Here is a 19,339-nt window from a genome sequence, read left to right as displayed (position 1 = left end):
CGGCACGGTAGTCGGTTTCCGCCGCGTCGTCAGCGGAGTCGTGCGTAGGACTCGACGGCGTCGGCCGCGGTGTCGACACCGCCGTGCGCCCGGACGTCCGCGCGGATCTCGGCCGCGCGGGGTTCCAGATCGACTGCCCGCTCCACGGCGGCCCGGAGTGTCTCCGCCGTCACCTCGTCGAACGGGAGGTGGACGCCCGTTCCGATCTCGTCGAGCATCGCCGCGTTGGCGAATTGATCCACCCCCTGCGGAATGGCGACCGTCGGCACGCCGAACCACAGTGATTCGGTGCATCCGCCCATGCCGGCGTGGGTGACGAACACGCGCGCCGACTCGAGCACCGCCAGCTGCGGAACGTGCTCGTGCACCTGGACATTGGGTGGAATCGGTCCCAGAGCGGCAGGGTCGACACGACGCCCGATCGACATCACCACCTGCCACGGGGTGTTCCCGAAGGTCTCGATGCACAGCCGGTAGAAGTCCGGTCGATCGTTGTAGCCGGTGCCGAAGGACACGTAGAGCACGGGTCCCACCGGAGCCGACCACGTCCTATCCGCCAGGCGGGCGGGATCCAGGCAGGGTCCGACGAAGCGCACGGACTCACGGACGCGATCCGCGTGCGGCTGCATGATTCTCGGTACCAGGGACAGACAGTGCTCGGGATACGTGATCCAGTCCCACGGGTCGGCCTCGATCCCGTTGTCGCGCAACCATTCCGCGTACGCCTCGCGGTAGGCGACCCCGGTCGCCGACGTCCGCATCGGGGTGAGGACGTCGGCAAGATCGTCCTCGTAGCCGTCCCAGGCGACGTACGCGGGCGACAGCTGGACCGCGGGGACGCCGTAGCGGACGCCGAGCAGCGGTGCGGCCAGTCCGCCGATGTCGTAGAGCAGCAGGTCCGGACGATCGCCGTCGTACGCCGTCGTCAGCACGGGAAACGCGGCGATCGCCTCGTCGAGGAACACGTGCATCGCCGCAGCCGGGTCGTCCGGCCAGGTCTCCTCGCCTTGCGGGAGAAGCGAATCGAACGGCACCACCCGAGCGCCGGTCGGCTCGACGAGAGAGGCCAACGACTCCCCGACCGCGTAGGTGACTCGGTGACCCCGCCGCACGAGCTCCGCGATCACGGCGAGCGACGGATAGATGTGACTCGGGGCCGTGGTGCCGATCATGGCGATGTGCAGCGTCGCCGCCTCGGCCGGGCGGGCGGGGTGGACGGCCATCGGGCACCTCGCGGGGTGGGGGGAACGGACGCGTAGACCCTAGAGGCGACCCCGTGGCGCGTGCACGCGAATAATCGGGCGCACACGGACGATCGGACCGCTCACGACCCTTCGGCGCGGCGGCGCTCCCGCTCCACTCGGCGCTGTTCCTCGGCACGCGCCCGGCACTGGCGCAGGAATTCGGCGTCGGCCTGCGGACTCTGCGCAACGGCGCGACCGGGCCGGACGTCGTACTCCGCGAAGCCCGAGCGGGGTCGCGACGGCTCGCTACCGCCCCAGATCCCGGCGCCGATAGGCCTACCGACCGTCAGCCACAGTAGCGATCCGATCAGCGGAAGGAGCAGGACGACGAAGAGCCACGCCATCTTCGGCACGTGGCGCACACCCCCGTCGTCGGCCGTGATCACGTCGATCAGGCAGAAGACCAGCAGGGCCATCGTCAGCAGACCGAGATACGGCACGGCAGTCACCTCGTCGATTCGGAACGTTCGGTACGGAACCGCTCGCACTATACGGGCACAGCGTGAACCCGGGGAGTCGTTCGAGGGCGCCGTCAGGCTTCGTCGAGCCTCTCGGCGACCAGGACGAGCGCGGATGCGACCCGGCGCAGTCGATCGAGCACGTGCGGTGCCGTGAACACTTCCCACGGCACGGGCGGACCCGATTGCGACGCGACGTACCCGGCGAGGTCGGCGACAGTGCCGGCCACTGCCGCAGCGACGACGGCGCTCTCCGAGAGTGCGCTGTCGCAGGTGCAGTCGGAGACGGCCACGACCTCGCGAACCTCGGCAGCCACGGTGTGTGCCTCGCGGCGCGCGTCGTCGACGGTGAACCCGAGTTGGTCGTACCAGGACGCCGCGGCGCAATCGACGGCCCCACTGGCCGTGAAAAGCGCAGTCGACAGCGGCGACGAGTCCTCCGCGGTTCGCCGCACCAGACCCAGAGCCGCCGCGAGGGTGAGCAGGTCACGCGGACCGGGATCGTGCCACGGTATCGACAGCAACGACGCCGACGCGGCCGCCAACGGCACCGTCGCGCAGGTTCTGGACGCGTGGCACCGGTCGGAACGTCGGGCAGTCACCACCGCATTCGTGGGTGCCGAAAGAATGGATGGGTGCCGTTGTTCGGGTCACAGTCTCTTCCCGATCCGCTGGAACGACAACCGGGCCCGAGTCCACGGCTGGCGGCGCACGGGTTCTGACCTAGGCTCTCGGGCGTGACCGCGCCCGACTTCTACTCCGAACTGCGGGCCCTGCGACTCGAGCGGGTTCTCGACGCCTCGGTGGAGATCATCACCGATCGGGGCTGGGACGCCCTCAGCATGACCGAGGTCGCCAAACGCTCCGGAGTGCCCCGCCAGAGCCTCTACAAGGAGGTGGGTACCCGCACCGAGCTCGGCCGCGCCGTGGTCGATCGGGAGGTCGGCCGTTTCCTGGAGCAGGTCAGCAGCGGTTTCGCCGCGCACCCCGACAGCTTCGAGGACGGCATCTCGGCGGCGGTGCGGGGCGTCCTCGAACACGGCCGATCCAATGCCGCCCTGGCCGCCGTTCTGCGTCCGGGGCACGATTCGGGCCTGCTCGCGATGGTCACCGTCAATCCGGACGCCGTGCTGGGTCAGGCGAGCGCCGCCGTGGGCGCACTCGTCGGCGACCGGGCGTCCGAGGCGCTGGTCGACTGCGTGGTCCGGCTGACGCTGAGCCATCTCGTGCAGCCGACCGTGGACGTCGACGAGGCGGTCGACCGCATCGATCGGGTGGTCCGCAGCTTCGAGTGATTCGGCGAGAGTCACTGCTGCGCACCGCGATCCGGGGAACTAGAGGTCGAGCACCAGCTTCGAGGACAGCGATCGCGACACGCACGTCATCACGGTGTTTCCCCGCTCGCGCTCGGCACGGGACAGCACGGAATCGCGGTGGTCGGGGGTTCCGCTCAGGACGTCGGCCTCGCAGGTGCCGCAGATGCCTTCCATGCAGGATCCGATGACGTCGGCGCCGGCCTGCTCGACGGCGTCGAAGATCGTCGTGCCGTCGGCGACGGTGACGGTCACGCCCGTCCGCGCACACTCCACCTCGAACGACTCCAGGGCGCCGTCGGGCGCAGCGACGGTCCGGGCCGCGAAACGCTCGAGGTGCAGGGCCTCCCCCGGCCACGTGGCGCACCGCGTCTCGACGGCGTCGAGAAGAGCAGCCGGTCCGCAGCAGTAGACGAGGGTGTCCGGGCGCGGCTCGCCCAGCACCGTGTCCAGATCGAGGCGTCCGCCGCGCTCGTCCTTGGCCCAGACGGTCACCCGATCGTCGCCGTCGAACTCGTCGAGAAACGCCATCGACGACCGAGACCGGCCGACGTACACCAGGTTCCACTCGGCCCCGGCGGACCGCGCCGCGGCGATCATCGCGCGGATCGGCGTGATGCCGATACCGCCGGCGAGGAAGAGGTAGCGCTGCGCGGGAACGAGCGCGAAGTTGTCGATCGGACCACGAGCCCGGAGGGTGGAGCCCTCGACGAGCTCGTCGTGCACGTGCGCCGATCCGCCGCGGCCGTCCGGTTCCCGCAGAACGGCCACCGTCCACGATGACCGATCGGTGAGATCTCCGCACAGCGAGTAGTGCCGGACCAGACCGGGTTTCAGCGTCAGTTCGACGTGGGCGCCGGGGGTCCACGGCGGAAGTGCGCCACCGCCGGCGTCGGCGAGCGTGAGTTCGACGACGCCCTCCGCCGCCGTTCGCCGACCGGTCACGCGCAGGTCGAGCAGAGTCCGCTCGGCGCTGCGCCCGGTGCGCGGGGCCTCGGGTGCGGGTGCGCTCGCCGTGGATCCGCTCGCGTCGGGCGTGGCGCTGTTGCGGTCGGTCTTCGCGGCGTTGCGTTCGCGCCACGTGCCGTACTGCCGGCGCTCGCCACCCTTCGGAGTGAGCACCACGGACATCGAGCCGTAGCCGCGGACGAAGTTGGACTGCACCCGCGTCGGCTCCTCCACCACCTCGATGTCGTCGAAACGCGTCAGCAGCTCCTCCCACAGGATGCGCAGCTGCATCTCGGCCAGGCGGCTTCCCATGCACCGGTGCGTCCCGATGCCGAACGCGAGGTGATGGCGGGCGTTGCGCCGGTCGATGACGAAGTCGTCGGGGTTCTCGAACGTGCGCTCGTCCCGGTTGGCCGAGGCGTACCACATGACGACCTTGTCGCCCTTGCGAATGAATTGACCGTTCAGAACGGTGTCGCGGGTGGCGACGCGACGCATGTACGCCAGCGGCGTCTGCCACCGCAGGATCTCGTGCACCATCTTCGGGACGAGCGCGGGGTTCTCACGGAGGCGATCGAACTGCTCGGGGAATCGGTTCAGGGCCAGCAGTCCGCCGGTCATCGAGTTGCGCGTGGTGTCGTTGCCTCCGACCACGAGCAGCACGATGTTGCCCAGGAACTCCATCGGTCGGTCGATGAGGTCCTTCGTGTCCTCGGACAGTTGCATGAGGGTGATGAGGTCGTACCCCGGCGTCTCCCCCGCGGCCAACCGCGCGGCCTTGTCGTGCCAGAGCGCACTGAAGCTGCGGGCTGCCTCCGCCGCCGCCCGGTACGACGCATCGGTGTCCGTGGACCCGCCCGTCGCGGACGCGCTCGCCGCCACCAGGTCGGTCCACTCCACCAGCTTGCGACGCTCGTCATACGGGAAATCAAGCAGCGTGGCGAGCATGCGGGACGTCAGCTCGATGCTGACGCGGTCGACCCAGTCGACGGGCTCACCCACCGGGAGTTCGTCGAGGACCTCCGCGACGCGGGAGCGGATGAGCCCTTCCATCTCCTCCAGGTTCTGCGGTGCAACCACTCCCTGGACCGCGGCGCGCTGCTGATCGTGACGCGGCGGGTCCATGGCAATGAACATCTCGATGTCCAGACCCTCGGGCGGCGCACCGAGGATGATCTGCGGTTCGGCCGAGAACGTCTCGAAGTCCTTGTCGACGCGGACGATGTCGTCGTAGCGGGTCACCGACCAGAACGGCCCGAACGGACTGTCGGCCCGGTAGTGGACGGGTGACTCGTCGCGCAGCCGACGGAAGTAGGACTCCCACGCCCCTTGACGCCACAGGAACGGGTCGCTGACGTCGATGTCGGTCAGGTCGAGGCCCGCGACGTCGGGAATCGGCGACTCGGTGAAGTGCGGTTGCCCGTCGTCGACCACGAGGCGCTTGGCGCGCTGCCAGAGATGCAGTCCCTGGATCTGGCGTTCCATCGGGACCACGGCCTGAGCCTTCGTGATGATCGTGTCGCGAACGCGCATGACGACTACCGCCTCGGTGATGAGTTCCGTTCCTGGTGACAGAACTAAACCACGCGTATCCGAAGATGACAATAGGTGCTTATTTGTCGCACCCTTCGGGCCCCGGCGCGCAGCGCGCCTCAGTCTGCGCAGGTTGCAACATGCGCACGTCGAGGTGCGCTGCGCAGCGTCCTGCCCGGACGGCATCCAGTTCCCGTTGACGCCGAGTCAACGACTTGCGACGATGACGGTCCGGTACTCGGGTCTTCTCGGAGGTGTGCAGTGGGGGGCGGCGCTGACGTGTGGGACGGATACGGCGAACGCCTTCCCGGTGCGTTGCCGGCGAGCCGGTGGGAGGACCACGTTCGCGTCGTGGAGACGGCCTCCACTCCGGTGAGCTGCGTCGACCTCCCATGCGAGAATGCGCCGACGCTCGTTCTGCTGCACGGCATCTCGGCCGGGTGGCGGTGGTTCGCACACCTCTTTCCCGCGTTGTCGGAGCACTATCGTGTGATCGCGGTCGACCTTCCGGGGTTCGGTGCATCGCAGTTCTCGCGTCGCCACGTCACGTTCGACGGACTGGGCGACTCGGTCGTCGATCTGTGCGACGCACTCGACGTCGACGCACCCGTGGTGGTGGGCCATTCGATGGGCTCCCTGGTGGGGACGCGCGCGGCCGTGCGGCACCCGTCGCGGTTGGGTGGACTGATCATCACCGGCGGACCGATTCTCTCGCTGGTCCACCTCGTCCGGCGCCCGGTCGCCACGTTCCGGCGAAATCCGCGCTCGGTCGCCACCCTGGTCGCCGAATCCGCGATGGTCGGATTCCCGGTGCCCTCGTCGGCCGCCCGGTTCGTCGCCGAGTCGGAGCGCCTGCGCCGAGCGTTGTTGGGCGGCTTCGTCGCCCGGCCGGACCTGCTCGACACCGAGGTCGTACGCGCCACGATGCACGATCTGGGCGCACCCGCCACGTTCCCGGCCCTGGTCTCCGCCGTGACTCGCGATCCCGGCCGCGATCTCGAACAGGTGCAGTGCCGCACGCGGATCCTGCGGGGCGACGGCGACGCCCTGTCCCCATCGGGGGACGTCGAGACGTTCCTGTCTCGCGTCCCGTCGGCGGACGAAGTGCGGTTCGCCCACACCGGCCACTGGCCGCACATCGAGCGCCCGCGCCGTTTCGTCGAGGAGGTCCATCGTTTCGTCTCCTCCGACGACGTTGCCCTCGGCCCGGATCCGAGCCCCCGACGATGATGGACTGGCTCGACGCCGCGGAGGCACTCGTGTTGTCCCCGTGGCTCTACGTGATTCTGCTCGTCGTGTCGTTCCTGGATTCGTTCCTGCCCGCGATTCCCAGTGAACCGTTCCTCGTCGTCGCCGGGGTCGCCGCGGCGAACGGGGATGCGAACGTGGTGCTCGTCGTCACCGCGACGGCACTCGGAGCGTTCGGCGGGGATCTCGTGCCGTACGTCGTCGGTCGTGCTCTCGCCGAGCCCGCGTTGCGACGCCTACCACCCGGCACACGCCGCCGCCGGACTCTCGACTGGGTCGGCACCCAACTCGCCGACCGCCCCGGGCTGATACTCGTCACGTCGCGATACATTCCGGTCGGGCGCTACATCGTCACGCTGAGCGCCGGGATCAGCAGGCTGCCGTGGCGCATCTTCGGCCCCTACACCGCGATCGCGGTGGTCACCTGGAGCATCTACATCGTCATGGCCGGCTATCTCGGTGGACAAGCGTTGCAGGACAATGTGATCCTGGCCTTCTCGGTGGGACTTGCGGTGGCGCTCGCCGTCACGCCGCTCACGCAACTGGCCCTGCGGCGGACATGGGGTCGACCCCCGCGTCTCAGGGCCGGGGGTCGTCCACGGTGACCACGTGATTTCGATACGCCCACACCGCCGCCTGCAATCGCGACCGCACGCCGAGTTTCGGAAGTAGCCGGGCGAGATGGGATTTGACGGTGCCCACCTCGACGACCAACGCGGCAGCGATCTCCTCGTTCGACATCCCTTCGGCCAGGAGGAGCAGAATCTCCCGCTCCCGCGCGGTGAGGAGATCGAGTACCCGTCCCGCGACGCCGGCTTCGAGCGCACGGAAGACGTAGTCGTCGATGTCGAAGGTGGTCAGAATCAGCACCGGAATCCGCGGGTTCCCCGGCGACCGGAGCAACCCCAACAATCGCCGCAGGTCCTCGAGGACGGACGTGCTCTGAGCGCGGATGAGCAGTGCGTGCCGACGGGCGGCATCTTGGCATCGGCCGTCGCCAAACAGGTCGACACCGTCGGGGCAGAGCGAAATCACGCCACCCCGGTTCCTCAGCGAGCCCCGTGGTGACCATCTGGAACGCCAGCACCGGTACGAAGGCCACCAATGCTGCCCTGCTGGGAGCGGCGATCGCACCGCCCGAGAACGCCAGACCGGTCAGCAGCCTCGCAGCGGGAACCCCCAGCACCGTGATGGCATACCAGCGCGGCGCGACCTTTCAGTGCCACAGCCTCCTCCCCCATGCACGCAGACCGGCGCGGCCGTCGACCACGGCGGCCACCACGCCGCAGTGATCGGCCCGAGGTAGGCCCCGGGCAGTACACCGAGAATCTGGCTCGAAGGGTGCAACCCGGTGCGCACGATTCTCCGACGGACGAGGTGGTCGCTCGACCTCCTGTGCGCCGATTCCCACCTCACCGGTCGGCGTCGACCGCTCCCGGGAACCTCACAGCGGAGGGTCAGGGTCCTCCATGGTCACCCCGGAAGTATCGATCACATCGACGAGATCGACCGAGACGACCAGGAGCAACCGACATGACCGTTCCCACCCCCACGAACACCCCCCACGGACCCGCCTACGACGGACGCCTGCTCCCCCGCCCGGGTGAGGACGTCGTGGACCAGGGCGCCGGATTCGACGTCACCACCCTGATCAGCCGCCGCCGCGTTCTGAGCATCCTCGGCGCGGGCGCCGGAGCGTTGGCCCTGGCGGCGTGCTCGAACTCGTCCGGTGCCTCGACGGCGTCCACCGCATCGTCGGCCACGACCGCCGCGGCCGCCGGCACGGAGATTCCCGACGAGACCAACGGCCCCTACCCCGCCGACGGCAGCAACGGCGTCAACATCCTCGAGGAATCGGGGATCGTGCGGTCCGACGTCACCTCGAGCCTCGACGGCGGCACCACCGTCGCCGGGGTACCGCTGTCGATGACGTTCACCGTCACAGACCTCGCGAACGGCAATCGACCTTTCGAGGGTGTGGCCGTGTATCTGTGGCAGTGCGATGCCGCCGGTCTGTACTCGATGTATTCCGAAGGCGCAGAGGACGAGACGTACCTGCGCGGCGTCCAGGTCGCCGACGCCGCCGGCACCGTCACCTTCGACACCATTGTTCCCGGTTGCTATTCCGGCCGGTGGACGCACATCCATTTCGAGGTCTACCCGGACGTCGCCTCCGCCACCACGGCCGACAACGCGATCGCCACCTCGCAAGTCGCCTTCCCCCGGGACATGCTCGACGCGGTCTACCAGCTCGACACCTACCCGGGATCGGCGTCCAACCTCGCTCAAATCGGGACTCTCGACGACGACAACGTGTTCGGCGACGGATACGACCTGCAAATGGGTACTTTCACCGGCGACCCCACCTCCGGCTACGTCGGGTCCCTCGCCGTCGCCGTCGACACCACCACCGCACCGACCGCCGGCGCAGCGCCCGGCGGCGGTGGACCCGGCGGCGGATTGCCTCCGATGGGCGGTGGCACTCCCCCCGCCGGCGGCCCGGCCGCCGCACCGACCGCCTGACCCCACCCCACCCCACGACACTCGAAGGAAACACCATGTTGCACAACCTGACCGGCTGGCACGCGCTGATCGTCCTCGCGATCCTGTTGCTCGTCTTCGGCTCCACCAAGCTCCCCGCCCTCGCCAAGGGCGTCGGCCAGTCCCTGCGCATCTTCAAGGACGAGGCACGCGACACGTCCGCCGCCCCAACGGAGCGCGTGGCATCGGCCGACCCGACCGCCGACGACGGTGCGCCGGTTCCGATCCGACACGCGTCGTGACCACAGCCACCGCCGCGCGCGGCACCATGCCGCTCGCCGGGCACGTCACCGAGGCACGCCGTCGCGCGACCCGCGCGGCGGTGGCCTTCACGGTCGCTCTGATCCTCGGCTTCGTTCTCGCCGATCAGGTACTGGGCGTTCTCCGCGCCCCCGTGGAGGAACTCGCACAGTCCCGTCAGGCCAGCTTGAACTACGACACCGTCACCGGTGCCTTCGATCTGCACGTGCGGATCGCACTCGTTGCCGGCGTCGTCCTCTCCAGCCCGATCTGGTTGCGGGAACTCCTCGCCTATCTGACCCCCGGTTTCACCCGGCGGGAGAAGAGGTACGTCCTGGGGTTCTCAGCAGCCGCGGTGCCGCTGTTCGGCGCGGGGTGCACGTTCGGGCTGCTGCTCTTCCCACGCATGGTCACCGTCCTGGCGGGGTTCTCCTCCGACCAGGACAGCACCATCCTCGACGCGTCGTACTACGTCGACTTCGTCATGAAGATCGTCCTCGCCACCGGGATCGCCTTCGTGCTGCCGGTGATCGTGGTGATGCTCAACTGCCTCGGTCTCCTGTCTGCACACAGGCTTCGACGCAGTTGGCGCATGATCGTCGTCGTCATCGTCGTGTTCAGCGCACTCGTCACCCCTGCCGCGGACGTGATGTCGATGTTCCTCGTCGCGCTCCCCATGTCGGCACTCTTCGGCGCCGCCGTCGCCGTCACCACTCTGCGCGACAACCGAGTCCAACGACGCACCCGCGCCGTGACACTCACCGACCCGACACCCGTAGGAGGTCCGGCATGTTCGGTCTGACCCTCGAGAAGCTGTTCCTCGTCGCCCTCATCGCCGGCGTCGTCCTCGGGCCCGCCCGCCTGCCGGACTACGCCCGACACCTCGCCCGAAGTGTCCGCAGCCTGAGACAGTTCGTCGACACCACCCGCGCCGCGGCGGAGCAGGACCTCGGCATGCCCCTGCGGCGCTCGGAGTGGGAGTCGGTGAACCTGCGCCAGTACGACCCGCGCAGGATCGTGCGCGACGCCCTCGAGGAACCGTCGCCGGTCGAGACCACCGAGGGGGCAGCTTCGGTGCGGCCCGGGCAGAAATATGTCGTCACCGGAACGTCGTCGCACCCGATACGTGTCCCCATCGACGCCCTCGACGCGGACGACCTCCGACGCATCGCAGCATCACCCGACGGGAGCACCTCGACGCCCGAGTTCCCGCCTCCGGTGGCGGCGGACCGCCGCTGACCCCGTCCTCACCGGCGGTGTGCACCTCGCGTCAGGGGGCCTCGAGAGTCGATGCAGCTCGTCCTGCCGAGTCCCTCGGCACCAGCCGAGTCAGCTGCGTGACGTGCTCGGGGGTGAGGTCCGCGAGCGAATTCACCTGCAGCAGTTGCATGGTGCGGACGATCTCGTCGCGCAGGATGTCGATCATGCGGTCGACGCCTTCGCGGCCTCCCGCCATCAGGCCGTAGAGGTAGGCCCGACCGACCAGCGTGAAGGAGGCTCCCATCGCGATCGACGCGACGATGTCGGCTCCGTGCATGATTCCGGTGTCGACGGCGACCTCGAAGTCCGGCCCGACCTCCCGCACCACCGACGGCAGCAACTGGAACGGAACGGGGGCGCGGTCGAGCTGGCGCCCACCGTGGTTCGACAGGATGATGCCGTCGACCCCGCGCTCGGCAAGCTCGACCGAATCCGCCACGGACTGAACGCCCTTCACGACGATCTTGCCCGGCCAGATGCTGCGGATCACGTCGAGATCGGCGAAGGAGATGCTCGGGTCCATGGCCGAGTTCACGAGCTCGCCCACCGTTCCCCCGGTCGAGGACAGGGACGCGAACTCCAGCTTGGCGGTGGTGAGGAAGTCCCACCACCACCACGGCCGCGGAATCGCGTCGGCGATTGTCGACGCCGTCAGTTGCGGAGGGATGGAGAACCCGTTGCGCTTGTCGCGCAGCCGCGCTCCGGCGACGGGGGTGTCGACAGTGAACAGCAGCGTGTCGAAACCGGCGCGGGCGGCTCGCTCGACGAGCCCGAAGGAGACATCGCGTTCCTTCATCACGTAGAGCTGAAACCAGTTCCGGCCCGTCGGGTTGGCTGCGCGCACGTCCTCGATCGAGGTGGTTCCGAGAGTGGACAAGCAGAAGGGGATGCCGGCGGCCCCCGCGGCACCGGCCCCCGCGACTTCGCCCTCGGTCTGCATGAGGCGGGTGAACCCGGTCGGTGCGATACCGAACGGGAGGGACGACGGACCGCCGAAGACGGTGGTCGAGGTGTCGACTCGGGAGACGTCACGCAGGATCGAGGGGTGAAACTCGATGTCGCGGAATGCTTGTCGTGCTCGGGACAACGAGATCTCCGCGTCGGCCGCGCCATCGGTGTAGTCGAAGGCGGCCCGCGGAGTTCGCCGCTTGGCGATCTTGCGGAGGTCCTCGATGGTGAGAGCAGCGTTCAGCCGACGACGGCGCGGGTGCAGATCCGGCTTTTTGAAGGACAGCAGCTCGCGCAGTTCGGCAGGCTTGGGCAGTTGACGTTCGACGGGCATGGTCTCGATCCTCCCTCGTAGTGGAGCGGCGTGTCTGCGTACGAGTGGGGGTGTCGATGGAATCGTTGCCCCTGCGTTGCGAACAGGTCATTGATCGTCGGAGCGGACGCCCCCTGACAAGTGAACGTGTCGGAAGCCTGGATCGAGTCGGAGCCGCACCGCACGTTCTCGACGACGTCAGGTGTGGGTGCTCTCGTCGACACCTCGTATGGCACGCAGTGGGGCCACCGAACGCGTGATTGGAACGAAGACCGGCGCCTAGAATCGGATCGACAACGAAGTCAATGATTCGGCGGTATCCAAGCCGGTCGAACCAATACCACCGCGAAGGCCAGGAGGAGGTGATTCGATGGCTGGTCTCGCGATCGCTGGAGTCCTTCTCGCACTCGGGGTGACGCTGACCGTGCGCTCGAACCTCGAGATTTCACAGTCGAATCGGGGGTTCCGGCTGCCGATCCTGTTCGGCCGGTTCGCCGTGCGTCCGTCACGGGCCGTATTACGACGCCGGCTGCTGGGGGCTGTCGCGATTCTTGCTGGGGCGTGGCAGATCTTGGACGTCATCTGGAACGTACGACCAGGTTGGGCCATCGCAGCTTTCGCACTTTTCGCGACTGGCGGCTGCTTGCTACCCCCTCTTGTCGTGACCCTGCGCCACAACCGAAACCACCCGGCGGCCGAGAGTCGGCTGTAGCTTTCGAACAGTCGCAATCGCGTCACCGTCATCGTGCGCGAGGGCCACGTACGGCACTACTCCACGCCTGCCCGGACAGTCTCGTACCCCTTCAGCGTTTGTTGCAGCATCCGCTATTCATCTCGAGTTCCAGTCGCCTGCCGAGAACGTACCGATAGCCTCATCTCGTGCCGTCGACCATCCTCGCCGAGTCCGGCCTGAGTGAATGTCACCTCAGCCCGGGCTGCGTCGAGTCTTTCAATGAGTTCTTCGTAGATGTCGCCGTCGGTATCGTCGTGCTGCTGGCGTGGTTCATCGTGGGAGCGTTCGTCTCGATCGCAGCTCAGGGTCGCCTGACGGGGTCCGCAAAGGCGTTCGCTATCGGGTCCGCGTGGGTCGTGCCCGTCATCGGATCGGCGGTCTACATCGTTCTCCGGAAGTGTCGGCCCACCCGGCATCCCACCGCATCAGAGAGCCGGAGTGAGGACTGGCCTCGGTGGACCCGTCCATGAATCCGCGTGCTGACCGCCGCACAGACGGCGGGGCGTCCACCAGCGCGGACGCCCCTACTGGGTGCGCCCGTCGACCCGAAGGACCGGCAGCCACGTCGACAGCGTGGCGGCCAGTGTGTCCACCAGCCTCGGGCCGAACACACACGGCGACTGCTCCCACGGGTGGCCGAACGTCCCCTCGCTGAAGTCGGGCAGCACGAAGGTGTAGTAATCGCGGTCCGGGTAGACCGGCACCCTCCACGTGGCATCACGGGCAGACACATGCTCGGCGAGGTCGAGGCGGTAGCCAGGATGCTGCCAATCCAGCACCACGACCTCGGGAGGATCCGCTATGCCGAGCAGGCAGCGCGCAGTCTCCGCGTTGATCGCCTCCATGCGAGCAGCCCATATCGCGGGCACCGCGGTCGCGTCGAACCGCAGGTCGAACGTGACCGACGGCGCCGGCTCGGTGATCGCCGGCCAGGCGTCGGCGTGCAGACCCGGCCGGAGGGCGCCGAACGCGGCCCGGAACCGTGACCACGCCTCGTCGTCCTGTTTCCTGTCGAGGTACGTCCACCCGGGCGGTAGAGGATCACCGTGGTCGACGGTGCGGGGCGTCATGGGCTCGATAGTGCCGCACCGTCCTGTTGTCGGGCCCCGTCACCCATCGGCCGCACGCGCCGCACGGCGGTCGATCACAGACGCGACCACGGCTGCCGTCACACACGTCAGCGCAGCGAGAGTAATCGCACCCGAGCTCGCCGCGATAATGGTGCCGGCCTCGGGAAGCTCGATCGGTTCACCCGTGACCCACATGAGCACACCGCTCGGCCTTCTCCCCAACGCCGAGAAGCCCAGGACCGCAACCATCACCGGCAGCAGGATCCCCAGGGTCATGACAGAACGGTCCGATGCCGGCGTCGACAGGAAAGAATAAACGGCGGCCGCGGGGAGAACTGCGGCGTAGGCGGACCACGAAAGCGAAGCCCGCCGCCCGGGACGCGTTCAGAAACAGGTCCGACCAATTGTTGCCGAACGCAGCCTCGGATCGAGTGGCGGTTTCGGCCTGGTACAGGTCGATCGGCCGGGCATTGGCCAATGCCCACACGGCCACGAATGCACTACCGGCAATCGCGCAGAAACGGGCCAGGACCGGAAGCGACAGCGACACGCGGCCACCCTACGTCTCGGTTACACCAGCGCGGTACCACCGTCAGGCGCCCTTCCTCCCGGACTCGACAACGGAATCTTCCGATTCTCCTCATCCGCGAACAGCGATAAAGCGCGCACACATTTGCAGGTGAAGTGCTGAACGGCGAAGCCCCTTCGCCGAGCAATCGAGTGCGCCACGTCGCCCACCCGCATACGGTCATCGTCATGGGCAATCCGCGTAGTGCCGCGATCGGTCTTTATCTCCTGGCCGTGATCGTCCGCGTCCTGACGTGGTCGGGGACCTCGGCGGCCCAACGCAGCGCGGACGTCGTCCTGCTGCTCCTGGCCGGCGCCATCGTCGCGGCGATACTTTCCGTCGGGTACCGAAAGAACGAATCGTGACCGAATGGGTGGAAGTCCTGCGCGCCCTCACCAGACCGAACGCCGCACCGCTGCACGGGACCATCCGAGAAGACCCCGGTTTTCAGCGTGACCCGGTCACGTTCACGACCTCCGCGTACCGGCCGATGTTCGTCCGAGCTGTCGACGACTGCACCGTCTGGCTCCACGGCCCCGCAACGCGCGTGGAGTACGACGGAGCCCCCGTGTTCATCACCGACGGCACCACCGCCTGGGACTTCACCCCCGACCCGCAGCGCCCGTTGATGGGGCCGTCGGATCGGGTGCACTACTTCGGTAAGAATCAGTTCCTGATCAAGCGACGCTCGGCCGCGGAATGGGCCGGTGACGACTTCACCAGACCGACCGGGCCCATCACCGAAGAGACGTTTGTCGACCGTCGTTGTTGGACAGTCGAACTCGCCCCGCCCGAACGCAAGCCGCACCCGATGCGCATCTGGGTCGACATCGAGACGGGCCGCATACTCGGCTATCGCGTCGACGCGGTCGGCGTCGGCGCGCACTATGTCGACCTGACGGTCGGAGAGCCTATCGATTCCTCGATATTCGCCTGGAGCGGTCCCACACAGACGCAACGAGAGCGTCAGGACGAACTCCGTCGCTGCAGCGACGACATGAAAAGGCATCAGGCGCAGTGGTTTGCGGACACCGTGACCGCCGAGCGGCTCATCGCGCGCGTCCCCGTCGACTTCACCCCCACCACCGTGCCGGTTGCGGACGAAGCAACAGGCGCATTCGAGGGGCACAACGAGCACACCATGCTCGCCCGGAACCCACGGTCCCCCGACGGGAGCTGGGCACCCAGATGGGGCCCGCTGCACTACGTGTGGTCCACACCCGACTGGGACTGGGCGGCCGCGATGAACGAGGTCGACATCGACGACGACACCGTCCGGACGCTGCAGAACATCCTCCACCCGGGTGTCCCCGTCGACCGCCAGCGACGCATCGATCCACCCCGCCGCGGCCGAGTCGGTCGACTCTCCTGAGCGGCCCCTACGAGCTACCGTTCGCCTCGTCCGGGCCGACGGACCTGCCCAGCAGCGCTTTCAGGGGAACCTCGATCTCGCGGTCGTGAGTGCTGCGTCTCCTCGACGTGTGCCACCCCTGCGCCGCGGCCAGGACCGCACCCAACAGCGCCACCGCCACCACAGCAAATCCGATGCGGCCCAACATGATCAGTGATCCGACGCCGAGTAGCACCAGTGCTGCCACGCTTCCCCAGCGCACGGCCGGGCGCGGCCACAACGCCGGCACCGCACACAGCAACGCAGCGCCCACGACGACCGCGGTCGCACCCCACCCGACGATGTCGAGGGTGGACATCATGCAGGTGGCGGTGGCGTCGATGATCTCGCACGAGCTCACCTGGTACTCGCGAATCGACCCGGCGACGACACCCACCGCGGCGACAATGGCCACGATCGAGGCCAGCACCAACCACGCCCACCGCGCCGGTGCCCCGGCAGTTGACCTTTCGCCGTGCATCGCCGCTGTCATCGCCTCAGCCTAAGCCGGTGGCTGGTCGTCCTCGACCCAGTCGAGCCGCTCCCCGTCGGATTCACTCACCCACTGACGAACATCGTCGACGTCGATCCTCGCCACGTCGGTGAACCAGTACGTCTCGTCCGGCGCCCACCCGGCGATGACGCTCGCACAGTCGTCGTCGACCGGAATCTCTGTTGTCGCAGCAGAGAGGTATGCCGCCGCGGTGAGGTGGACACCGTCGTACACTTCGCCCACCCGCAGCCAGTCGGGGATGACCCACCGGCCCGCCCGACCAGTGGTGCAGTACCAGTCGTGGCGCTTCTGCGCTGTCACGTTCAAAGGGAACCGGCGGCACAACTGCGCCCACGCCAGTGGCCCGTCGACCTCGAACACCCGAGTACCCTCCGCGACAGTGACGCGCCGCGACACCGCTCGCGCCGGGTCCGAGCGGTCCTCGACGAACCACAACCCCGCAGGCGTCCCATCGGCCAACAGACGAGACGAACACAGCGTCGGCGGCGTCGACCACCACTCACCTCCGACGCTGGCGGTGGGATCCGTGGGCCGCTCCCGCGCCGCGCGCTCCTCCTCTGCCGCAGTGCGAACGGACCACTCGGACAACACCTCCGCCGCCGGCCGCCCCACCGCAGAATCGTCGAGAAGGTCCGCGTCACCGAAGCTCCGCCCGACCGCCCACTGCTCCGTGAGCGCCGCATCCGTCGACCACCACTCGGTCCACGGCGACTGCGCGACGTGCTCGGCGACCCGCCGCAGCGCACCCCGCACGGCATCGGTCGCGGCGAGAACGTCCGCGCCGTCCGGCTCCTGCCAGTACCGCGCGAAGTCCATCGACAACTCCATCGCTTGTCGTACCGCCGTCGCGGTCACCTCCGGCAGCACCACGCGGGAAAGTCGGTCCGCCACCTCCTCGGCGGTCACCACCGTCCGCCGCGCCTCCTCCGCACCGGGACCGAACATCACCACCCCGGAACCCCGATCGACGTCGAGGCGATACGCCGCCAGAAGCACCGCCCTGTGAAACGAGTTGTCCGACTGCTCCTCCGACAGCCGTTCCGCCGCGTCTGCGTACTCGAGCAGCAACCGTCGACCACGCGGACCCGCCAACAACGTCTCGACCACACTCATCGCTTCACCATCCCAGACAGACGACGACGGCCCCCACCGATTGCCGAGTCACTCGAGTCGCGCAGCGATACCCGCCACGTCGATCACCTCGGGTTCGGCCATCACGGGGCTGTCCGTACGGAACCGGCGCACCGCACCGTCGATGACGAACACCTGCCCGTCGGCGCCGGCCGCAACTCTCGGTGCGTGCGTCGACACCGGGACACTCGTCACCGGCTCGAGGCTGGCCGGATCGTGTCCGGGGTGCTCTATTCGCGGCCTAGAAGTTCCTCGCCCCCGCCTGCAAGGGGACCGTCCGCTCTGACATCTGCTTCACAGTGGTTGTCGGTGGGAGACGTTACAGTTCTGACGTGGACGCGATCTGGACCTTTCTCAGTCAACCGGGCTTCTGGTGGGGTGTCGTGATTTCTGGTGTGTTGACGGGGATTGTGGCGCCCCTCATCGCCAAGCGGTCGCTTCGTAAAAGCGATGAACGCAGGGCGAAGGTCGATACCACGATCCAAACGCGCAAGGAGGAACACGAACGCGAACTAGATCAGCAGAAGGCAGATCGCGAACAAGATGAGCGCAACAAAGCCATTGTTTTCGAAGCCGCAACGGACTACGCCTCCACGGTCGCTGATCTGCTGGTTAGCGCGATCGACGAGAAGAACATCTTTAACCTAATCAGGGACATGTTCCTGACCGAACAGGGGGCGACAGACCCAAATGCGATGGAGAAAATCGCGTTTGCGCAAACTCAAGTTTCTGAGTTGAAACGTTTGGGGCTGTCGCTCACCAACATCAAAATGTTCGCTTCGAAAGAACTGATGGATTCAGCAGTTCGGGTTTACAGCGCGATGCATTCAGTAGCGCAGTCTACAACAAACGCTCTGGCTAAGAAGGCGACCATGGATGCGGCAGCGGTCGAATTGGATCAGTTTGTCAATATCTTCCGCTCTGAACGAGGCTTGCCTGTGTATGGGAAGACCGACGCTGAGCAGGCGCAGGCGGGCTATCTCAAGACGCTGCAGGCACAGGTGGACATCTTCCGAGCTGAGTCCCGTGGAATGTCCCGAGATTCGGGCCTCCGCACCAGCCGGTAAAGAGACCGCCTCAATTTGGGGACTATCGCGTGGCGCCGCCGGCCGCGCTCGAGGCCCTCTCCAGCGCCACATGATCGAGAACGTTCGTTCGAGGACCTACGTTCTCGATACCCTGTACCGGCGGCCAGGGCCGACGAGGACGCGGTGCCGATCTGCCGGAGACCCTGCACTCCCCCGCACTATGCTGGCCCAGTGATGGCATCCGGGACGCCGAAATTCTCCTGGCGCAGTGAGGTCATCGGACCCCTTGCCGCCAGTGCGGCGGTTCTGGGCACGCTCGTCCTCGGTTTCTACGCGGCAAGATGGGCGGGGGGCCTCGCGCCGGATCTGGATCCTGGTTATGCCGTCCCCTCCCACCTTCGGCGAGGTGCCGACCTCCCGCCGCCGCCGACGAGCTATTGGGTCACTTGGTGTGCTCCGCCGATCGTCGTCGCACTACTCGGCGGTGCAGGCATGCTGTTCGCGGGGCGCATGCGCTGGATCGCCTTCGTCGGGGTGCTCACCTTTCTCGTCGGCTACGTTCCGTTCGCAGTCTTCTTCGTGTCACTCGACATCGGAGGCTTCGCACCCACCTGAAACGGCACCACCCCCGGCCGCCGATGGAATCCTCGAGGCGACAACGCCGGTCGTACCCCGAAGCCCTCCATGCACACCGCGTCACAGGCAGTGCAGCCGAGTCGCTCGGAGCTTGACCGGAGCTTGACCCGGTTTCCCGGACAGTTCGGGTTGGGTGTTCAGGCCACTTGTGAGGCGACCCGTCGATGGTAGGCGTGTTCGTAGTCCACTGGCGAGGAGTAGCCGATCCCGGAGTGCCGGCGAT

Annotated in this window: 22 protein-coding genes; 11 read left to right on the top strand and 11 right to left on the bottom strand. The window is 67.6% G+C overall.

The annotated features are described in order from the left end of the window. Positions 1 to 29: 29 nt before the first annotated feature. The 3 genes from HQ603_RS15505 to HQ603_RS15495 form a co-directional block, all read right to left on the bottom strand. The gene (locus tag HQ603_RS15505; RefSeq protein WP_261773913.1) at positions 30 to 1,223 is read right to left on the bottom strand and encodes a macrolide family glycosyltransferase; all 1,194 of its coding nucleotides are present in this window, start codon (positions 1,221 to 1,223) and stop codon (positions 30 to 32) included. Positions 1,224 to 1,324: 101 nt separating this feature from the next. Continuing rightward, the gene (locus HQ603_RS15500) at positions 1,325 to 1,693 is read right to left on the bottom strand and encodes a PLDc N-terminal domain-containing protein (RefSeq protein ID WP_371831063.1); all 369 of its coding nucleotides are present in this window, start codon (positions 1,691 to 1,693) and stop codon (positions 1,325 to 1,327) included. Positions 1,694 to 1,776: 83 nt separating this feature from the next. Beyond that, complete coding sequence (locus tag HQ603_RS15495) at positions 1,777 to 2,304, bottom strand: hypothetical protein (protein ID WP_222685605.1); 528 nt, start codon at positions 2,302 to 2,304, stop codon at positions 1,777 to 1,779. A gap of 135 nt (positions 2,305 to 2,439) precedes the next feature. Here HQ603_RS15495 and HQ603_RS15490 point away from each other — a divergent pair, with 135 nt between their 5' ends. Next, positions 2,440 to 2,997 (top strand): TetR family transcriptional regulator, encoded by a 558-nt coding sequence (locus HQ603_RS15490; protein WP_222685603.1) that lies wholly within the window; start codon positions 2,440 to 2,442, stop codon positions 2,995 to 2,997. A gap of 39 nt (positions 2,998 to 3,036) precedes the next feature. On the opposite strand, the gene HQ603_RS15485 is transcribed toward HQ603_RS15490, so the two are convergent. Further along, positions 3,037 to 5,496, bottom strand: a complete 2,460-nt coding sequence (locus HQ603_RS15485) for a cytochrome P450/oxidoreductase (RefSeq protein WP_222685601.1) — start codon at positions 5,494 to 5,496, stop codon at positions 3,037 to 3,039. Between the two features lie 261 nt (positions 5,497 to 5,757). Here HQ603_RS15485 and HQ603_RS15480 point away from each other — a divergent pair, with 261 nt between their 5' ends. Together HQ603_RS15480 and HQ603_RS15475 are read left to right on the top strand one after the other, a co-directional pair. Then, positions 5,758 to 6,726, top strand: coding sequence for an alpha/beta fold hydrolase (locus tag HQ603_RS15480; RefSeq protein ID WP_222685599.1), 969 nt, complete (start codon positions 5,758 to 5,760; stop codon positions 6,724 to 6,726). Further along, positions 6,723 to 7,349, top strand: a complete 627-nt coding sequence (locus HQ603_RS15475) for a DedA family protein (protein ID WP_222685597.1) — start codon at positions 6,723 to 6,725, stop codon at positions 7,347 to 7,349. Before HQ603_RS15480 ends, HQ603_RS15475 begins: the two co-directional genes overlap by 4 nt. On the opposite strand, the gene HQ603_RS15470 is transcribed toward HQ603_RS15475, so the two are convergent. After that, positions 7,324 to 7,779 carry a helix-turn-helix transcriptional regulator gene (locus HQ603_RS15470; RefSeq protein WP_308126562.1) on the bottom strand — a complete coding sequence of 152 codons (456 nt, stop codon included), beginning with the start codon at positions 7,777 to 7,779 and terminating at the stop codon, positions 7,324 to 7,326. The two genes, HQ603_RS15475 and HQ603_RS15470, sit on opposite strands and share 26 nt — an antisense overlap. A gap of 498 nt (positions 7,780 to 8,277) precedes the next feature. Here HQ603_RS15470 and HQ603_RS15465 point away from each other — a divergent pair, with 498 nt between their 5' ends. From HQ603_RS15465 to HQ603_RS15450, 4 genes are read left to right on the top strand one after another with little or no spacing between them, the layout of a single operon-like run. Next, a complete protein-coding gene (locus tag HQ603_RS15465) occupies positions 8,278 to 9,267 on the top strand; it encodes an intradiol ring-cleavage dioxygenase (RefSeq protein WP_222685595.1) in 990 nt (329 codons plus the stop codon). A 35-nt stretch (positions 9,268 to 9,302) separates the two neighbouring features. Continuing rightward, positions 9,303 to 9,527 carry a twin-arginine translocase TatA/TatE family subunit gene (locus HQ603_RS15460; RefSeq protein ID WP_222685593.1) on the top strand — a complete coding sequence of 75 codons (225 nt, stop codon included), beginning with the start codon at positions 9,303 to 9,305 and terminating at the stop codon, positions 9,525 to 9,527. Further along, positions 9,524 to 10,327, top strand: a complete 804-nt coding sequence (tatC, locus tag HQ603_RS15455) for a twin-arginine translocase subunit TatC (RefSeq protein ID WP_222685592.1) — start codon at positions 9,524 to 9,526, stop codon at positions 10,325 to 10,327. The genes HQ603_RS15460 and tatC overlap by 4 nt, the downstream gene beginning before the upstream one ends. Beyond that, on the top strand, positions 10,315 to 10,764 hold the full coding sequence (locus tag HQ603_RS15450) for a Sec-independent protein translocase subunit TatA/TatB (protein ID WP_261773912.1): 450 nt from the start codon (positions 10,315 to 10,317) through the stop codon (positions 10,762 to 10,764). Before tatC ends, HQ603_RS15450 begins: the two co-directional genes overlap by 13 nt. Before the next feature lie 31 nt (positions 10,765 to 10,795). Here HQ603_RS15450 and HQ603_RS15445 read toward each other — a convergent pair whose 3' ends face one another. From HQ603_RS15445 to HQ603_RS15435, 3 genes are all read right to left on the bottom strand, one after another. Continuing rightward, complete coding sequence (locus tag HQ603_RS15445; RefSeq protein WP_222685590.1) at positions 10,796 to 12,067, bottom strand: alpha-hydroxy acid oxidase; 1,272 nt, start codon at positions 12,065 to 12,067, stop codon at positions 10,796 to 10,798. A gap of 1,236 nt (positions 12,068 to 13,303) precedes the next feature. Next, positions 13,304 to 13,849, bottom strand: a complete 546-nt coding sequence (locus tag HQ603_RS15440; protein WP_222685588.1) for a DUF2716 domain-containing protein — start codon at positions 13,847 to 13,849, stop codon at positions 13,304 to 13,306. Between the two features lie 39 nt (positions 13,850 to 13,888). Beyond that, positions 13,889 to 14,125, bottom strand: a complete 237-nt coding sequence (locus tag HQ603_RS15435; protein WP_222685586.1) for a hypothetical protein — start codon at positions 14,123 to 14,125, stop codon at positions 13,889 to 13,891. Positions 14,126 to 14,605: 480 nt separating this feature from the next. Between HQ603_RS15435 and HQ603_RS15430 the strand changes: the two genes are divergently transcribed. After that, positions 14,606 to 14,782 carry a hypothetical protein gene (locus HQ603_RS15430; RefSeq protein ID WP_222685585.1) on the top strand — a complete coding sequence of 59 codons (177 nt, stop codon included), beginning with the start codon at positions 14,606 to 14,608 and terminating at the stop codon, positions 14,780 to 14,782. After that, positions 14,779 to 15,789 carry a hypothetical protein gene (locus HQ603_RS15425; protein ID WP_222685583.1) on the top strand — a complete coding sequence of 337 codons (1,011 nt, stop codon included), beginning with the start codon at positions 14,779 to 14,781 and terminating at the stop codon, positions 15,787 to 15,789. Before HQ603_RS15430 ends, HQ603_RS15425 begins: the two co-directional genes overlap by 4 nt. A 7-nt stretch (positions 15,790 to 15,796) precedes the next feature. On the opposite strand, the gene HQ603_RS15420 is transcribed toward HQ603_RS15425, so the two are convergent. From HQ603_RS15420 to HQ603_RS15410, 3 genes are read right to left on the bottom strand one after another with little or no spacing between them, the layout of a single operon-like run. Further along, a complete protein-coding gene (locus HQ603_RS15420; RefSeq protein ID WP_222685582.1) occupies positions 15,797 to 16,300 on the bottom strand; it encodes a hypothetical protein in 504 nt (167 codons plus the stop codon). A 9-nt stretch (positions 16,301 to 16,309) separates the two neighbouring features. Next, positions 16,310 to 17,434 carry a hypothetical protein gene (locus tag HQ603_RS15415; protein ID WP_222685580.1) on the bottom strand — a complete coding sequence of 375 codons (1,125 nt, stop codon included), beginning with the start codon at positions 17,432 to 17,434 and terminating at the stop codon, positions 16,310 to 16,312. 48 nt (positions 17,435 to 17,482) lie between these two features. Next, complete coding sequence (locus HQ603_RS15410) at positions 17,483 to 17,647, bottom strand: hypothetical protein (RefSeq protein WP_222685578.1); 165 nt, start codon at positions 17,645 to 17,647, stop codon at positions 17,483 to 17,485. A 137-nt stretch (positions 17,648 to 17,784) separates the two neighbouring features. On the opposite strand from HQ603_RS15410, the gene HQ603_RS15405 reads away from it, so the two are divergent. Together HQ603_RS15405 and HQ603_RS15400 are read left to right on the top strand one after the other, a co-directional pair. Beyond that, positions 17,785 to 18,519 carry a hypothetical protein gene (locus tag HQ603_RS15405; RefSeq protein WP_222685577.1) on the top strand — a complete coding sequence of 245 codons (735 nt, stop codon included), beginning with the start codon at positions 17,785 to 17,787 and terminating at the stop codon, positions 18,517 to 18,519. Between the two features lie 192 nt (positions 18,520 to 18,711). Further along, positions 18,712 to 19,095 carry a hypothetical protein gene (locus HQ603_RS15400; protein ID WP_222685575.1) on the top strand — a complete coding sequence of 128 codons (384 nt, stop codon included), beginning with the start codon at positions 18,712 to 18,714 and terminating at the stop codon, positions 19,093 to 19,095. Positions 19,096 to 19,339: the final 244 nt, after the last annotated feature.

This window comes from Rhodococcoides corynebacterioides (genome assembly GCF_019834675.1).
In the GTDB taxonomy this organism is placed as follows: domain Bacteria; phylum Actinomycetota; class Actinomycetes; order Mycobacteriales; family Mycobacteriaceae; genus Rhodococcoides; species Rhodococcoides corynebacterioides_A.
The sequence above is the reverse complement of the archived record's forward strand: the minus strand, read 5'-3'. Positions and strand labels throughout refer to the sequence as shown.

What these genes read in the sequence shown, in the direction of transcription:
- HQ603_RS15505 (WP_261773913.1), bottom strand. Translation starts at nt 1,223, where the DNA reads ATGGCCGTCCACCCCGCCCGCCCGGCCGAGGCGGCGACGCTGCACATC.
- HQ603_RS15485 (WP_222685601.1), bottom strand. Translation starts at nt 5,496, where the DNA reads ATGCGCGTTCGCGACACGATCATCACGAAGGCTCAGGCCGTGGTCCCG.
- HQ603_RS15475 (WP_222685597.1), top strand. Translation starts at nt 6,723, where the DNA reads ATGATGGACTGGCTCGACGCCGCGGAGGCACTCGTGTTGTCCCCGTGG.
- HQ603_RS15465 (WP_222685595.1), top strand. Translation starts at nt 8,278, where the DNA reads ATGACCGTTCCCACCCCCACGAACACCCCCCACGGACCCGCCTACGAC.
- HQ603_RS15460 (WP_222685593.1), top strand. Translation starts at nt 9,303, where the DNA reads ATGTTGCACAACCTGACCGGCTGGCACGCGCTGATCGTCCTCGCGATC.
- HQ603_RS15450 (WP_261773912.1), top strand. Translation starts at nt 10,315, where the DNA reads ATGTTCGGTCTGACCCTCGAGAAGCTGTTCCTCGTCGCCCTCATCGCC.
- HQ603_RS15445 (WP_222685590.1), bottom strand. Translation starts at nt 12,067, where the DNA reads ATGCCCGTCGAACGTCAACTGCCCAAGCCTGCCGAACTGCGCGAGCTG.
- HQ603_RS15440 (WP_222685588.1), bottom strand. Translation starts at nt 13,849, where the DNA reads ATGACGCCCCGCACCGTCGACCACGGTGATCCTCTACCGCCCGGGTGG.
- HQ603_RS15435 (WP_222685586.1), bottom strand. Translation starts at nt 14,125, where the DNA reads ATGACCCTGGGGATCCTGCTGCCGGTGATGGTTGCGGTCCTGGGCTTC.
- HQ603_RS15430 (WP_222685585.1), top strand. Translation starts at nt 14,606, where the DNA reads ATGGGCAATCCGCGTAGTGCCGCGATCGGTCTTTATCTCCTGGCCGTG.
- HQ603_RS15420 (WP_222685582.1), bottom strand. Translation starts at nt 16,300, where the DNA reads ATGACAGCGGCGATGCACGGCGAAAGGTCAACTGCCGGGGCACCGGCG.
- HQ603_RS15415 (WP_222685580.1), bottom strand. Translation starts at nt 17,434, where the DNA reads ATGAGTGTGGTCGAGACGTTGTTGGCGGGTCCGCGTGGTCGACGGTTG.